A 15,165-nucleotide genomic window follows, 5' to 3' on the forward strand; every position below is an offset into this window, starting at 1 on the left:
TCACACGACACCGGCGGCGCCACCAGGGCGGCGGGGCTGCGCACAGTGTCGAAGCTCTACGTCAGGGATTGATGTCCACGCGGTTACAACTGATCAGTTCCCCGGTCGGCCCGGGACGGGGCAGGCATCGGCGGCCTCGGCGACCACCTGGGGTTCGGCGGGCAGCTCGGGCCGCCGCCCTTCCTCCCAGCTCTGCCCGGTGACCGGTTCGGTCTGGGCGAGCGCGACGTTCTCCTCGGGCGAGAACGCGCGGGCCCGGCTCAGGAAGCGCACTCCCTCCGGCGCCTCGAGACTGAAGCCCGAACCTCGACCGGGGACCACGTCCAGCACCAACTGTGTGTGTTGCCAGGCCTCGAACTGCGATCCCGAGATCCACACGGGTACAGCGTCATCACCGTCGGGAAGGGAACCGGACACCTCGCCGACACCGAGCCGCAGGTCGAGCAGCCCGACCAGGACGTCACGGTCGCCGACGATGAATTCGCCTGCGGGATAACACATCGGCGCCGAGCCGTCGCAGCACCCGCCGGACTGGTGCATCATCAGGGGGCCGTGCATACCGCCTAGGCGTCGGAGCAGATCCATCGCCGCCGCGGTCGCGACGATCCGTCCCGGCATCGTCATCGGGTCGGCCATGGAGAACTCCGTTCGGCGAGAAGTGGAGACACGGCGCCCGCCTCGGGGGGATGAGCGGGCGCCGCGCCATGGTCACGGCGCCCGCCGCAGGGGGGCATTGGCGGGCGCCGTGGATCGGGGGGACTCAGGTCAGGAGAAGCCCTGAGCCTCTGGCTCAGAAGAAGCCCTGTGCCTTCGGGGCGTAGCTGACCAAGAGGTTCTTGGTCTGCTGGTAGTGGTCGAGCATCATGTGGTGGTTTTCGCGCCCGATGCCGGACTGCTTGTAGCCGCCGAACGCCGCGTGCGCGGGGTACTGGTGATACGTGTTCGTCCACACCCGGCCGGCCTGGATGTCGCGACCGGCGCGGTAGGCCACCCCACCGTCGCGGGACCAGACACCGGCGCCGAGGCCGTACAGGGTGTCGTTGGCGATCTCGATGGCCTCGTCGTAGTCCTTGAAGGACGTCACCGACACCACCGGCCCGAAGATCTCCTCCTGGAAGATCCGCATCTTGTTGTTGCCGGTGAACACCGTCGGCTGCACGTAGAAGCCGCCGGACAGGTCGCCACCGAGCTCGGCGCGCTCACCACCGGTCACCAGCTGGGCGCCCTCGGCCTTGCCGATCTCGATGTAGGACAGGATCTTTTCCAGCTGGTCGTTGCTGGCCTGCGCACCGATCATGGTCTCGGTGTCGAGCGGGTCGCCCTGCCGCACCGCCTTGGTGCGGACGGCCGCCATCGCGAGGAACTCGTCGAAGATCTCGCCCTGGATGAGCGCGCGGGACGGGCAGGTGCACACCTCGCCCTGGTTGAGCGCGAACATGGTGAAGCCCTCGAGCGCCTTGTCCTGATAGTCGTCGTTGGCGGCGAGCACATCGGAGAAGAAGATGTTCGGGCTCTTGCCGCCGAGTTCCAGGGTGACCGGGATCAGGTTCTGAGACGCGTACTGCATGATCAGCCGGCCGGTGGTGGTCTCGCCGGTGAAGGCGATCTTCTTGATCCGCGGGCTCGAGGCGAGCGGCTTGCCCGCCTCGGTGCCGAAGCCGTTGACGACGTTCACGACACCTGCGGGCAGCAGGTCGCCGATCACGCTCATCAGGAACAGGATCGAGGCGGGGGTCTGCTCGGCGGGCTTGAGCACGACCGCATTGCCCGCGGCCAGCGCGGGCGCCAGCTTCCACACCGCCATCAGGATCGGGAAGTTCCACGGGATGATCTGACCGACCACCCCGAGCGGCTCGTGGAAGTGATAGGCGACGGTGTCGGAGTTGATCTCCGAGAGCGAACCCTCCTGTGCCCGGATGGCACCCGCGAAGTAGCGGAAGTGGTCGATGGCGAGCGGGATGTCGGCGTTCAGGGTCTCGCGGATCGGCTTGCCGTTGTCCCAGGACTCGGCGAGGGCGATGGCCTCGAGGTTCTGCTCCATCCGGTCCGCGATCTTGTTGAGGATCACGGCGCGCTCGGCGACCGAGGTCTTGCCCCAGGCGGGGGCGGCGGCGTGCGCGGCGTCGAGGGCGAGCTCGATGTCCTCGGCGGTGCCGCGGGCGATCTCGCAGAACGGCTGACCGGTGACCGGGGTCGGGTTCTCGAAGTACTGCCCCTTGACGGGCGGCACCCACTGTCCACCGATCCAGTTGTCGTAGCGGGACTGGAAGGACATGACGGAATCGGGTGAACCCGGACGGGCGTACACGGTCATCGAAGGCTCCTCGTGGTGTGCTGTCTCTCCCCTGCCGACGACGCGAGTGTCGCCGTGGGGTGTGATTCAGAACACTAGGAGCCCGGGGGTTGCAACAACGTTGCGTCGCGCGAGATCAGACGCCCAGCCGCCGGTCGAGCATCTCGATCCTCGACTTGACCTGGTCATACATCGGCGATCGGCGGTCCATCGAGGACAGGTAGGCGGCCCAGGCGCCGGTGTCCTCGCGGCCCTCGACCGTGCTCGTCCACTTCGCCAGCAGGCCCTGGTCCCCCGCCCGCAGCAACGCCGCACGCATGCGGCCGCGCAGGTCGTTCCTGATGTCCTCGACCCCGGGCGCGACCGAGCCCGGCAGCACCGGGCCGCGATAGGCCCGCAGCGCGGCGGCCGCGTCGCCGCGGTCGAGCGCGCGGCGCACCTCGTCGACGTCCGAACCGAGGTCCGTCAGCAACCGATAGGGGCGGGATCCGAGGCCGTCGGCGCCGAACACCTTGCGCAGGCGCGACATCTCCGCCCGGATCGTCACCGAGTCCAGTTCCGACTCGTCGAGCAGCACCGCGAGGTGATCGGAGCCCAGGCCCTCCGGGTGCTCGGCCAGCAGCAGCAGGATCTCGGCGTGCCGCTGAGAGAGGCTCACCCGGTCACCGTCCCGCACGAGCGTCGGCCGCTCGGATCCGAGGACCTGAAGCCGCGGGGAGGCGTCGCCGAGCAGCCGGGGCGAGTTCAGCAGGTGCAGGCGGAGCTCGGACTCGGCGGCCGCGACGGTGGCCCTGATCAGCGAGAGCACCTCGGGCACCGCGACCCGCGGACCGCCGGTGATGTCGATGGCACCGAGGATCTGGCCGCTCATCGGGTCGTGTACGGGCGCCGCGGAGCAACTCCAGTCGTGCACCGTGCGGCTGAAATGCTCGGCCTCGAAGATCTGGACGCAGTGGTCGAGGGCGAGCGCGGTGCCCGGGGCGTTGGTGCCGACGCGGTCCTCGCTCCAATCGGCGCCCTCGACGAAATTCATCGCCAGCGCACGGTCCTTCGCCTGGGTGTCGCCCTCCACCCAGAGCAGGCGTCCCTCCGCGTCGCTGATCGCGACGAGCAGACCGGTGTCGGCCGCGTCGTCGACCAGGAGCTTGCGCACCACGGGTCGGATCAAGGCCATCGGGTGCGCGGAGCGGTACCGCTCCAGTTCGATCCCGTCGAGATCGACACCGTCACCGACCCCGTCGGGATTCACGCCCTTGTTGCGGCTGCGCAGCCACGAATCGAGGACCACGGACCGGACCGGGTCGGCGGCCTCCCCGGTCCCGCCGTCGACGAAGGATCGATGGGCAGACGACATCAATCGCGCCAACTGCGCGACATCATCGCCCGGCCGTACGGCAATCCAGGGGTTGCCGTGCGTTGCTCTGGTCAATCGAGTTCCTCCGTGACGTCCCACCAACTGTAACGCCGGTCACACTCCGCCGCTTCCCGGGGCGCCGCGAGCGGGCCCTGTGTCGCCGTCGATCAGCGCGGACACCCGTTCGGCGATCATCACCGCGGTCGCGTGCGGGCCGCGCGAGGTCACCGCCGGCATCACCGATGTGTCGGCCACCGTCACCGCGTCCACGCCGATCACCCGGCACCGCTCGTCGACGACGGCGCCGTGGTCGGACTCCGACCCCATCCGGCAGGTTCCGGACAGGTGCAGCGAGGTGCCGAGGTTCTCGAACGTCCCGATGGACGACCGCGCGCCGTCCGCCACCTCGGCCACCCTCCCGAACGCCGCCGAGGCCAGCAGCCCCCGCGCCAGATCGAGGCCGGCCCGCATCGCCGCGCGGTCGGCGGCGGACGCCAGGTACCGGTACCGCACGACCGGCGGATCCCGAGGATCGGAGGACCGCAGGGTGAGCTGCCCCCTGCTGTCCGGGCGCATCAGCGCCACCCCGACGCGTGCGGCCGTGTCGTCCGCGCCGGGGATGATCTCCGAGAACGGCGCCGTGTACGGGCGGATCTCGATGCCGTCCGCCTCCAGCACCGCTTCCAGGACCGCGGTGTGTGGGTCCCTCGGAACGCCGCGGTGAGGCCGGTACTCGAGCGTCACCTCGGGATGGTCACCGAAGTCGCGTCCCACACCGGGGCGATCCGCGATCACCGGCAGCCCCAGATCCGAAAGGTGCTGCGCCGAACCGATTCCGGAGTGCATGAGTAGGTGGGCCGTACCGATCGCACCCCCGCACAGCACCACCTGACGGGCCCGCAAAAGGCGCCGCACGCCCGCGATCTCCGCCTCTACACCGACCGCACGGACGCCGTCGAACTCCACCCGGCGGGCCACCACGCCGGTCCGCACCAACAGGTTCGGCCGGTCGAGAATCGGCTCCAGGTACGCCGATGCGGTGCTGATCCGGCGCCCCGCCGAGGCATTGAGCGGCACCGGACCCGCACCCTCCGCGTTCGGATCGTTGAGGTCCGCGGAGTACCCGAACCCCTCGGTCGCGCAGGCCTCGAGGAACGCGGCGCTGACAGGGTGCATGCGATCGCGACCGATACGCGTCACCGGCATCGGACCGTCGACCCCGTGCCAGCGCCGGTCACCCGACAGGTCGGTCTCGAGCTTCCGAAAGTACGGCAGCACTTCGGAATACGACCACGCCACCGGCCAGCTCGCGAAGTCCGAGGGGGTCCCCCGGATGAAGTAACCACCGTTGACCGCCCCGGAGCCACCGAGCACCCGGCCACGGGCGATGGTCGCCTGCCGTCCCGGCCGCAACTCGACCGGGTAGCGGGAGACGATGTCGCTGCCCGGACCGATCGGCAGCAGCCCGAGCGGGCCGGGACCGCCCGATCCGACGCCGGCCTCGATCAACAGTACCGTGCGATCGGGGTTCGCGCTCAGCCGCGAGGCCACGACGCATCCGCTGGACCCACCGCCCACCACGATCACATCGGCCACCGGATCGGGGGCCGCCATCGTTCAGCCCCGCAGCCGGGGCTTCAGCGCGGCGAGACTGCGCTCGGCCATCGCCCCACGCCAGAGACCGGTGCCGTAGGCGATGTCATCCATCCGCTTGAACACGGTGTGCCGCAACGGTCCCAGCCCGCCCGGCTCCCGATGTGTGAACCAGTCCGCGAGACCCTCGGCCACGGCCACCGCCAGCCAGGCCCGACGGACGCGTGGCGACAGCAGGGCGGCCAGCAGCGTCACCGGCCAATAGTGCCTGCACATCGCGGACGCGAGCTGCCAGGCTCCGCCCGCAAAGCCCTGCGCGGCGAGGACAACCGAGATCCTGGTCGGCTGGTCGAGCTCCCGGAACGTCCGGCGGAGTCGGATGACGGTGACGATCTGGGCGACCAGGGACCCGGCCAGGCCGAGCCGGGTACAGGTGGCGGCGAGCACGACGGCGAGCAGGGTCCACGGCGACATCGCGACCGGCGGCACCAGACCCTCGTGCCGAAGCGCAAGCGGAGCCGCACCCGTTCCATAGAAGAGCTTGCGGCCGAACCACTTCCGAAACGAGACGCGGTGATCGTGGGCAACATTGGCGATCGGCTCGTAGCGCAATCGCCAGCCGGCCGCGTGCAGCCGCCAGCACAGATCGACATCCTCGGCCACATGCATCTCCGCATCGAAGCCGCCGCACTCCTCGAGTGCGCGCCTGCGCACCAGCATGGCCGCACTCGGCACGTAGGAGACCGGGCTACCCGCCCGCACCGCGCCCTCCTTACGGCCCAGATCGAGGGAGGATCGGGCATGTTCGTAGCGGGCGATCGCACCCGCCTCCGGTTCGAGCGCGACGATCCGAGGCGCGGCCATCGCGACGGCCGGGTCGCTGAAGTGGCCCAGCATCGCCTCGAGCCAACCGAGCCTGGGTACCACGTCGGAATCCAGGAAGGCGACGTACTCCGTTGTCGCAGCGGCCATTCCGGTGTTGCGTGCGGCAGCGGGGCCGAGGGCCGTCTCGTGCCGGAGAATCCGTACCTCCGCCCGCCCGTCGCAGCACGGCGGAGTCGTCACAGGCTCGTCGGAGCCGTCGTCGACGACGATGACCGAGAGCCCGCGCAGTGCGGGCAGCAGCCGATTGAGTCCGGCGATGTTGTTGTGGAGCGGGATGACGACCGTGACGTCCTGATGGGACGGCGAACTCATCGGCCGGGGATTCGCGACCCCGGAATCGAGCAGGTGCCGGGCGACCTGTGCGGACTGGGTGTCGACGACCTTCAGGTAGCCGTCGCCGATCATCGCCGCCGCCGTCGGTGCGAGCTTGAGCATCCGGGTCGGGGAACCGCCGATCAGCACCCGTCCGCCCGAGTATGTGCGCACCTTCGGATCGATTCTCACCCCGAACCCGTCGGGCAGTCGAGCTTGGCGCATCAGGTGATCGTATTCGGATCTGCTCTCACCGCAACATGCCTTTGCCATCCGGTTGCCATCGCAACACGGCGGCAACACAACGCGCCCGCATCTGCTCGAACATCCGTTCACCCTCGATGGCACTCGCCCCGGTCGGGTCGCCCAGCACCCCGTTCGCACTCACGGACGCGATCCCGCCGGCCCGGAGCCGGTCCATCAGCTCACCGATCGGCTGGGTGGCACCCGGTTCCGCGCGGTCCATTCGCACGTCACCTGGCGAAAGGTGCAGCAGCAGGGACGTTTCTGTGTGCCCCGCGTGAGCATCGGCACCGGGCACCGCACAGGGCAGCCAGGCGACGTCCCGGCCCTCGTAACGCAGCAGCGCGACCGCCTTGGCGAGGGTGGGTGCGTTGCCGCCGTGCCCGTTCACCAGCAACACGCGCGGGGACCAGCGACACGCCGAACGCCCGTATTCGACGACCACGGCCTCGAGCGCGGACGCACCGAGGGAGACGGTTCCCGCGAACCCCTCGTGCTCCCCGCTGGCCCCGTAGGCGATGGCGGGCGCGACCGTCATGCCGGGCAGCGACCGCGCCACCGCGACCGCGATCCGGGTGTCGGTGTCCAGCGGGAGGTGCGGTCCGTGCTGCTCGAGCGAGCCGACCGGCACCGCGACGGCCGGGACGGCCGCGGCGATCTCCGGCCAGGTTGTGACGGCAAGGGATTCGGGCATGCCCCAAGGTTAGGCCGCACCTACGAGATGGTTACCCGCGCCAGGCCGAGGAGCCTGCGCAGGTCGATGTCGTTGTCCTTCTCGCGCAGGGCCGCCAGCACGGCACGAAACAGACTCAACGATGGGCGCGAACCCAGGTAGCCGGCGGTTGGCGGCGGACCCCATTGGGTCAGACGACTGGCCTGCATCGGGGCCCAGTCGGGTCGGACCGTGTCGTCGAACCTGTCGCCGTCGGAATAGTGCTCGAACAGGAAGCCGTCCGGATCCCGCCAGAAGTTGAAGACTGCGCTCCCTTCGACGTGTCGACCGATCCCCCAGACGTGCGCACCGCCGCTCCCGGCGAGATATCCGGCGCCCATCGCGATCGCATCCAGGTCAGACACTTGATAGGCGGTGTGGGCCAGGCGCTCGCGCGGACCGAGATACAACGCGAGGGTGTGATGGTCGGTGGCAATGCGACCACGGTCACAGCGGGCGAACGCCATGACGGGGCCCCGATCCCGCTGGCCACGGAGGAAGAGGTAGTCGCTGACGATGAGCCCGAGGTTCTCGAGGTACCAGTCCAGTGTCCGCCGGAACCTCGTGGTCTCGAGCTCGACGTGGCCGAGACGCTGCACCCGGGCGGCCTCGTGGGGCGGGCGCTGGACGGCGTTGATGCGGTCCGCCCGGGTGCCCACGTTGAGTGTCAGGGCCTGCTGCTCGGCAAGGGCCGGCAACTCCTCCACCTCCGCGACCACTCGGACCAGCGAGCCGGACGGATCGTGCACGTCGATTCCGTATCCGCCGCCCGGACCGGCGAGCGGCCGCACGGCGCCGTCCAGCGCGCGTGCGAGGCGTTCGAGGTCCGTTCGACTCGAGGCGCGGTACACCGGGGCAACAAACCGAGCCCTCCTTCCTCGTCGGATGATCAGGCACGCAGGACCCGGCAACGTTCCGCGCAGGTGCAACTCCTGCGGCGTGCGGACAGCGGTGGCGAATCCGAAAGCGTGCGTGAACCGCTCCGCTGCGTCGAGGTCCGGCTTCTCCATCTCGACCCAGGCCAGATCCTCGACCCTGATGACGGGATCGCTCGCCCGCGCGCGACCGTTGGTTCCGGCTGCGGCGTCGATGATGAGCGGCGCTCCACGACCCGTCGTGGCTCCGGTTGCCGTCATGTCGTCGCTCCGATGTCGTAGTCGGTGATCGCGAAGCGACTGAGCACCCGCTTGATCTTGAAGGCCCATTCGGGCCAGACGACGTGATTGCGCCCGGTCGAATCGGAGAAGTAGGTCGTGCAGTACTTCGGCTGACTCGGCATTCGCTCCAGCCGCTTGTCGATCGCGGCAACGAAACCGTCGTGCACCGACTTCTTCACCTCGAAGCGGTCCACCCGCCCGTCGAGCAGCGCCTTGACCGCCCTCGCCACGTAGCCCGCCTGGAGCTCCGAAGTCCACATGACGGACTGGACGTGGCATTGCGAGTTGGGGGCCAGCATCATGAACATGTTCGGGAAGCCGTGCACGGCCAGGCCGAGGTAGGACCGCGGGCTCCCGTTCCACACCTCGTTGATCGTCGCGCCTGCACCGTTCCTGATGATGTGGGTGACCGCAAGATCGCCTGCGGTGTATCCGGTTCCGAAGATGACGGTGTCGACCTCGTACTCGCTGCCGTCTGTCGTGACCAGTCCGCGTTCGGTCAGTCGCTCCACCCCCTGGAACACCACCTGGACGTTGGGCTTCGCGAGGGCCGGATACCAGTCGTTCGACAACATCGGTCGCTTGCAGGCGAACGGGTGGTCAGGCATGAGCCTGCGGCGCAGTTCCGGGTCCTCGATGGCGCGTCGCATGTTCGATCGCTGCATCGGCCGCACGATCGTGGTCAACAACCGGGGGTGCAGCATGAGCGGATACATCACCTCCAACCCGCGGAACCCGGCCTCGCGAATCATCCTCTGCACGAACGGAAATCGTGTGAAGACACGGGACACGAGTCGCGGCATGGCGAAGTCGGGCTTCGACAGCACCCACGACGGCGCGCGCTGGAAACTGTAGAGCTTGCCGACCGCGGGCTGGATCGCGGGCAGGAACTGAATCGCCGAGGCTCCCGCGCCGACCACCGCGACCCGCTCACCGGTGAGGTCGTGCTCATGATTCCAATTTCCGGAATGAAAGACGGTGCCGCGGAACGTCTCTTGGCCGGGAAGCCGCGGCATCTTCGCCTCCCCGATGATGCCGGCAGCGGGAACGAAGACCTTCGCCGTGATCTCGGTGCCGTCGGCGGTGGTGATTCGCCACCGACGGGCAGGCTCGTCCCAGACCGCGCTCACCATCTCCGTCCGGAGTCGGATGCGGTCGACGACGCCGAACGAGTGTGCCACCGACTCGATGTAGTCGCGGATCTCGTCCTGCGACGAGTACGTACGGGCCCAGCCCGGATTGGGTGCGAAACCCAGCGAGTACAGCTCGCTCGGCACGTCGCAGCGCAGACCCGGGTAGTCATTGGCCACCCATGTGCCACCGATTCGCTCGGCCTTGTCCAGGATCAGGGCATTGGTGACGCCGCGTTCGGCCAGCTTGATCAACACGCTCACCCCGGACACGCCCGCACCGACGATCAGGACATCCACATCGGTGGTGTCCGGTTTGGCGTGGAGCTCGTTCTCGTGCATGGGGGTACTCCCAGGTGGCGAGGGGATGTTGGTGTGGCACTCAATATCCTGATCCTCACCTGGCCGGAATTCGTCCCCCCTCGGAGGGGAATCACTCACCCCTACCCCGCCTGGTGGTCGAGGATCCGCGGGCCAACGGAATCGGCGGCCTACGATCGGCATGTGGGACAGGACCGAATGCCGCTGCGAGGCTTCGGCACCGTGAACTTCGAGCTGATGCTGCTGCGCCGAATGCACGACCATCAGCCGACGCTGGTCGGGGCCGCCCTCAAGAATCTCGGCAAGAGCGCCGCCGACCTGCGCGCGGCGCACGCCCAGTGGCAGCGCGGCCTGCGGGGCGGCTTCCCCGGCGGCGCGTCGCGGTATCGACTCGCATTGGGCAAGCCTGCAGTGGTGAGCTCGCGCCGGGTTCCCGCGATCGGCGAGCTGGCCGTCGAGGCCTGGCCGATGCCGCTGTGGCCCGGCCTGCAGTTCCAGGTCACCTTCGGGCCGGGTGGGGACGTCGTCGACGAGCGGCTGGCCAGAATGTCCGACCAGGCGGCGCCCGCCATCACCTCGGCGGCCGATCTTCGGCCCTGGCAGCTGGTCATCGACGACCTGGAATCGACCTGCTCCCCCGTCCGCTACCGCATGTCCGCCGGTTCCGTCGCCAGCCATGCGGCCGCCGCGTTCGCAACTCCGGACGGCACAGCCTGCGAGGCGCAGTTCTCCTGGGGTCTGCTCCAGTCCGCCGCGGCCGTGGATGACGGCAACCATCAGACAGACTGAGCGGCCGAAGGGAAGGATGGCCCCATGGCCAAGGACGAGGCGAGCCACCCGCCGGACTGGAGCGCCCTCGGTCCCTGTTCGCCTCCACACCGAGCAAGAAGGACGGCAGCAAGCGTTCGCTGCAGACCATCTCGCCGCTGGCCGACAAACTCGGAGTCGAGGTGGACACCGACATCGGGCGATCGGAGGTCGAGGCCCTCGCGAAACGGGTGCTGCGCACGCCGGGCCCGATCCTGATCTCCTGGCAGCGCGAGTACCTCCCCGAGATCGTCGACGCACTGGGCGAGGTCGATTCGACGCCGCCCGACCCGTGGCCCGAGGACCGGTTCGACGTGATCTGGCTGCTCACCCGACGCGACCCGACGGGCTGGGCGTTCGAACAATTGCCCCAACGCCTGCTCCCCGGCGACCGCGCCACCGGCCTCTAGGCGTTCAGAGCGCCACGGCCGCCCGGTGGCCCTCGGTCACCGCCGCGTCCGCGCGCCGCGGGGTCACCGCGTCGCCCACCCTGTGCACCGCGAACTCGCTGCCGGACAACTGCTTCCAGAGCCCGTCCTCGGGCTGCTGGTGCACCGCGCACACCACCCAGTCGAACTCCGGCTCGGTGGTGGCCCCGGTCGGATGGTGCAGCAACGCGACCCGCACCGCAGGCCCCGGCACCGCGACGGCGCCCATCGGCACCAGGTCGGTGCGCTGGGCGATGCCCTTGCGGTACGCCCGGCTCTGCCAGCCCTCCATGTCGAGCGTGATGCCCAGGTCCTGGCCGACGATCATGCCGTTGGTCGCGACGGTCACCGAGCAGCCGCGGTCGGCGAGCAGTTCGGCGACGGACGTCGCCTGGTGGAAGCCCAGCTCGTCGATCACGAGCACCCGGCCGTCGGGTTCGGCCCGGCCCTCGAGCACGTCCCGCACGTCCACCACCCTGGTCGACTCCCCCGCCCATCGCGGCCGGAGGGGCCGGGCCCCGGTCGCGACGACGACCGCGTCGGGCGCCCACGACCGCAGCAGGTCCGCATCCACGTCGACACCGGTCCTGATCTCCACCCCGTACCGCACGCACTCCGCCTCGAGATTCGCGACCAACTCCCCGAACTCGACCCGGCCCGTCACACCGGCGGCGACCCGGACCTGGCCGCCGGTGCGGTCCGCCCGCTCGAACAGCGTCACCCGGTGACCGCGCTGCGCGGCGGTGGACGCGGCCTGCAGGCCCGCCGGTCCGGCGCCCACCACGCACACGCGCAGACCGGGCCGTCGCGGCATCGGCAGTGGAACCGATTCTCTTCCGGCCCTGGGGTTCTCGATGCAGCCGAGCCAGCGCCCCAATCCGACCCGGCCGATGCACTCCTGATTGCAGGACAGACAGGTCCGGATCTGTTCGGGGCGACCGTCCGCGGCCTTGGCGGCGAAATCGGGATCCGCGATCTGGCCTCGAACGACTCCGATCAGGTCGCAGTGGCCCTCCTCGATCGCGCGATCCGCGTGCTCGGGGTCCGTGAACCGCCCGACCCCGATCACCGGCAGCGCCACCCGCTTGCGGATCGCGCTCGGGATGAACAACGCGTACCCGCGCGGGACCGCCATCGATCCCTCGATCAGGTGCAGGGTCTGCGTGGCCATGCCGATCGAGGTGTTGATGTAGTCGACGTGCCCGCAGGCCTCGACCATCGCGGCGACCTCCACCGCCTCCTCCAGGTGGATGCCGTTCTCGATCAGCTCCTCCCCCGTCAGCCGCACGCCCAGCACGGGTTCGGGTCCGAGCGCCGCGCGTACCGATTCGACGACCTCGAGCAGGAAGCGCGCCCGGTTCGCCAGGGCTCCGCCATACCGGTCGGTGCGCCGGTTGGTGTCGGGCGAGAGGAAGGCCCGCACGATCGAGGCCTGCGAACACTGGACCTCGACCCCGTCGAAGCCGCCGAGCCTGCAGTGCCCGGCGACCGCCGCGAAGCCCGCGACGAGCTCCCGGATCTCGGCCGCGTCGACGGCCTTCGGGACCTCCCGGAAGAGTGGGTCCGGCACGGGACTCGGCGCCAGGACCGGTTGCCGCGAGTACATCCCGGAGCCCTGCCCGCCGTTGTGATTGAGCTGGGCCAGGATCACCGCGCCGTGGGCGTGGACCGCGTCGGTGATCTTCCGATAGTGCGGAACGACCTCGGGTCGGTACCCCTGGATCAGCTTCTCGTACGGCCAGTCGGACGGGTGCGTGCTGTGTTCCTCGGTGATGATCAGGCCCGCACCGCCCTTGGCGCGCGCCTCGTAGTAGGCGACGTGCTGTTCGGTGGGGAGCCCTCCGCGTGCACTGTTGGTCAGGTGCGCCGAGAACACCACCCGGTTGCGCAGGGTCAGCCGGCCCAGCGCCAGCGGGGTGAGCAGGTGCCGGTAGGTCATGGCCGCACCCCGGACGAGATCGCGACCGCCCCGGACGAGATCGCGACCGCGGCCGCCCGGCCCTCCCGGATCGCCTCGGCGGCCGTCCGCGGCGCCACACAGTCCCCGATGCGGATCGCGGTGGGCCGTTGCAGGAAGAGGGACTCGTCGGGGATCCGATGCGAGCAGTCGATCAGGGCGGCCGCGGCCTGCGCCCGCCGCTCGCCGGTGTAGACGTTCTCCAGTACGACACCGTCCGCCCCGATCGCGCGCACGGTCACGCTCAGATGGCGCGTGATGCCCGCCCGCTGCAGCCGGACATCGGCGGACGAGAGGTCGCCGGTCATGCCGAGCTGGACGCCGACAACCTGGTCCGGTGTCGCGATGGACACCTCGTGCCCGCGGGCCGCGAGCCTTTCCGCGACCGCGATGCCGACCGGACCTCCGACCGGGTCGAAGACCAGGATCGGGCCGTCCGGCAACGGATGTCCGGCCAGTACCTCTGGGGCACCCACGATCTCGGTGCCGTCGTGCCGGTCTCCGGGCCAGGGTCCGGCCACGCTTCCGGTCGCCACGATCACCACCCCACCGGACGACATCGCCGCGTCGATCTCCCCGGAATCCACGGCGCGGCCGGTCTCGACCCGGACGCCCAGCCGGCGGCATTCGGACTCCTGCCAGTCCACCAGGTTCGCGAGCGAGTCGCGGCCCGAGCCGACCGCGGCCACCCGCAGCATGCCGCCGAGCCGGGGACCACGCTCGGCGAGGGTGACCCGGTGCCCGCGCATCGCCAGCACCCGCGCGGCCTCGAGCCCGGCGGGCCCGCCCCCGACGACCAGGACGTCGCGCGGCTCCCGCGCCGGCAGCGTCTCGTCGGGATCGATGCTCTCGTGTCCCGCCGACGGATTCCCGACGCAGGTGACGATGGGGTTCCGCGGGTCACGGACCTGACAGGTCTGGTTGCAGAGCACGCATGGCCGCGGTGCGGCCTGAGCCGGCCGCCGGGGCCCGCCGCCGGGGCGGGCCGTGACGACGAGGTCCGGATCGGCGATCTGCGCACGGGTCATCTCCACCGCGTCGGCGACGCCCTCGTCGAGCGCGCGCTCGGCCTGCCCCCACTCGATCACGCTGCCCTGCAACACGACCGGCACCGCACCGGCGACCGCGTCGCGGATCATCGAGCACAGTTTCACGTTGAACACCGGGGCCGTGTGTGAGTCCGGCCGGTACGCCTGGGCCGACATCGGACCGCCACGGACGACCACGAGCAGATCGAGCGACTCCGCCAGTTCACCGGCGTGCCCCGCGGCGATCTCCGGCGTGATCCCCGCCCAGGGCGCGAGCTCGTCGCAGCTCAGTCGCAGCGACAGCACCCGGTCGCCACCGAGTTCGCCGCGGACGGCGTCGATCACCTCGCGGGTGAGCCGGAGCCGGTCCGCGCCGTACCGGTCGCCGCGCAGGTTGGTCAGACCCGAGTGGAACTGCCGCAACAGCGACCGCGGGCCCGCATCGAGCTCGACTCCGTCCAGGCCGGCGGCACGGGCCGCCGCGGCCGCGGACCGGAATCCGTCGATGAGCGAGTCGATCTCGGCCAGCTCCATCTCCATCGGCAGCTCGCGGGTGACGACGTCCGCGACGCGCGAGGGGGCCCACAGCGCCGACTGCGAGTACGCGCTCGAGCCCTGCAGGCCGGTATGGCCGAGCCCGGCCAGTACCAGCGTCCCGTGCGGGCGACACGCGGCCGCGATATCGCGCCAGCCCGCCTCGCACTGCGCGGCCAGCGGTGCCCGCTCGTACGGCCAGTCGTCGGCGTGTACCGAGGCGACCTCGGTCACGAGGATGCCCGTGCCGCCCCGCGCGCGCCGCTCGTAATACGCGACGTGACGCTCGGACAGGGAGCGGTCGCTGCCCAGGTTCGTCTCGTGGGGTCCGAACAGCACCCTGGACCGGGCGGTGCGCCCGGCCAGGGTGAGTCGTTCGGTCAACCGCTGCGCCACGACCTGCGACGCCTA

The 15,165-nt window shown here is 70.1% G+C and carries 12 protein-coding genes; 2 read left to right on the top strand and 10 right to left on the bottom strand.

The window, feature by feature from the left end; genetic code table 11:
* Nucleotides 1-93: 93 nt before the first annotated feature.
* The 8 genes from ACFQS9_RS14440 to ACFQS9_RS14475 form a co-directional block, all read right to left on the bottom strand.
* Nucleotides 94-636: a DUF779 domain-containing protein gene (locus ACFQS9_RS14440; protein WP_378405787.1), complete on the bottom strand. Its 543-nt coding sequence runs from the start codon at nucleotides 634-636 to the stop codon at nucleotides 94-96.
* 154 nt (nucleotides 637-790) lie between these two features.
* Nucleotides 791-2,314, bottom strand: a complete 1,524-nt coding sequence (gene adh, locus ACFQS9_RS14445) for an aldehyde dehydrogenase (protein ID WP_378405789.1) — start codon at nucleotides 2,312-2,314, stop codon at nucleotides 791-793.
* A gap of 115 nt (nucleotides 2,315-2,429) precedes the next feature.
* Nucleotides 2,430-3,647, bottom strand: a complete 1,218-nt coding sequence (locus ACFQS9_RS14450) for a sigma-54-dependent transcriptional regulator family protein (protein ID WP_378406510.1) — start codon at nucleotides 3,645-3,647, stop codon at nucleotides 2,430-2,432.
* A 114-nt stretch (nucleotides 3,648-3,761) separates the two neighbouring features.
* Nucleotides 3,762-5,261 carry a mycofactocin dehydrogenase MftG gene (gene mftG, locus ACFQS9_RS14455; protein WP_378405791.1) on the bottom strand — a complete coding sequence of 500 codons (1,500 nt, stop codon included), beginning with the start codon at nucleotides 5,259-5,261 and terminating at the stop codon, nucleotides 3,762-3,764.
* Between the two features lie 3 nt (nucleotides 5,262-5,264).
* Nucleotides 5,265-6,662 (bottom strand): mycofactocin biosynthesis glycosyltransferase MftF, encoded by a 1,398-nt coding sequence (gene mftF, locus ACFQS9_RS14460; protein WP_378405793.1) that lies wholly within the window; start codon nucleotides 6,660-6,662, stop codon nucleotides 5,265-5,267.
* 25 nt (nucleotides 6,663-6,687) lie between these two features.
* Complete coding sequence (gene mftE / locus ACFQS9_RS14465) at nucleotides 6,688-7,374, bottom strand: mycofactocin biosynthesis peptidyl-dipeptidase MftE (protein ID WP_378405795.1); 687 nt, start codon at nucleotides 7,372-7,374, stop codon at nucleotides 6,688-6,690.
* 20 nt (nucleotides 7,375-7,394) lie between these two features.
* Nucleotides 7,395-8,528, bottom strand: coding sequence for a VOC family protein (locus ACFQS9_RS14470; RefSeq protein WP_378405797.1), 1,134 nt, complete (start codon nucleotides 8,526-8,528; stop codon nucleotides 7,395-7,397).
* Nucleotides 8,525-10,021: a flavin-containing monooxygenase gene (locus tag ACFQS9_RS14475; protein ID WP_378405799.1), complete on the bottom strand. Its 1,497-nt coding sequence runs from the start codon at nucleotides 10,019-10,021 to the stop codon at nucleotides 8,525-8,527. Before ACFQS9_RS14475 ends, ACFQS9_RS14470 begins: the two co-directional genes overlap by 4 nt.
* A 162-nt stretch (nucleotides 10,022-10,183) precedes the next feature.
* On the opposite strand from ACFQS9_RS14475, the gene ACFQS9_RS14480 reads away from it, so the two are divergent.
* Together ACFQS9_RS14480 and ACFQS9_RS14485 are read left to right on the top strand one after the other, a co-directional pair.
* Entirely contained in the window at nucleotides 10,184-10,789 is a 606-nt protein-coding gene (locus ACFQS9_RS14480; protein ID WP_378405801.1) for a hypothetical protein, read from the top strand.
* A gap of 161 nt (nucleotides 10,790-10,950) precedes the next feature.
* Nucleotides 10,951-11,217, top strand: coding sequence for a hypothetical protein (locus ACFQS9_RS14485; RefSeq protein ID WP_378405803.1), 267 nt, complete (start codon nucleotides 10,951-10,953; stop codon nucleotides 11,215-11,217).
* A 4-nt stretch (nucleotides 11,218-11,221) separates the two neighbouring features.
* On the opposite strand, the gene ACFQS9_RS14490 is transcribed toward ACFQS9_RS14485, so the two are convergent.
* Complete coding sequence (locus ACFQS9_RS14490) at nucleotides 11,222-13,174, bottom strand: mycofactocin system FadH/OYE family oxidoreductase 2 (RefSeq protein WP_378405805.1); 1,953 nt, start codon at nucleotides 13,172-13,174, stop codon at nucleotides 11,222-11,224.
* The gene (locus ACFQS9_RS14495; protein ID WP_378405807.1) at nucleotides 13,171-15,150 is read right to left on the bottom strand and encodes a mycofactocin system FadH/OYE family oxidoreductase 1; all 1,980 of its coding nucleotides are present in this window, start codon (nucleotides 15,148-15,150) and stop codon (nucleotides 13,171-13,173) included. Before ACFQS9_RS14495 ends, ACFQS9_RS14490 begins: the two co-directional genes overlap by 4 nt.
* Nucleotides 15,151-15,165 lie beyond the last annotated feature (15 nt).

Source organism: Rhodococcus daqingensis (assembly GCF_042665615.1).
Classification (GTDB): domain Bacteria; phylum Actinomycetota; class Actinomycetes; order Mycobacteriales; family Mycobacteriaceae; genus Rhodococcus_G; species Rhodococcus_G daqingensis.

Bases quoted from the DNA above. Each gene is read 5' to 3' on its own strand.
- ACFQS9_RS14470 (WP_378405797.1), bottom strand. From the start codon at position 8,528: ATGACGGCAACCGGAGCCACGACGGGTCGTGGAGCGCCGCTCATCATC.
- ACFQS9_RS14450 (WP_378406510.1), bottom strand. From the start codon at position 3,647: ATGTCGTCTGCCCATCGATCCTTCGTCGACGGCGGGACCGGGGAGGCC.
- mftE (WP_378405795.1), bottom strand. From the start codon at position 7,374: ATGCCCGAATCCCTTGCCGTCACAACCTGGCCGGAGATCGCCGCGGCC.
- mftG (WP_378405791.1), bottom strand. From the start codon at position 5,261: ATGGCGGCCCCCGATCCGGTGGCCGATGTGATCGTGGTGGGCGGTGGG.
- ACFQS9_RS14475 (WP_378405799.1), bottom strand. From the start codon at position 10,021: ATGCACGAGAACGAGCTCCACGCCAAACCGGACACCACCGATGTGGAT.
- ACFQS9_RS14490 (WP_378405805.1), bottom strand. From the start codon at position 13,174: ATGACCTACCGGCACCTGCTCACCCCGCTGGCGCTGGGCCGGCTGACC.
- adh (WP_378405789.1), bottom strand. From the start codon at position 2,314: ATGACCGTGTACGCCCGTCCGGGTTCACCCGATTCCGTCATGTCCTTC.
- mftF (WP_378405793.1), bottom strand. From the start codon at position 6,662: ATGCGCCAAGCTCGACTGCCCGACGGGTTCGGGGTGAGAATCGATCCG.
- ACFQS9_RS14440 (WP_378405787.1), bottom strand. From the start codon at position 636: ATGGCCGACCCGATGACGATGCCGGGACGGATCGTCGCGACCGCGGCG.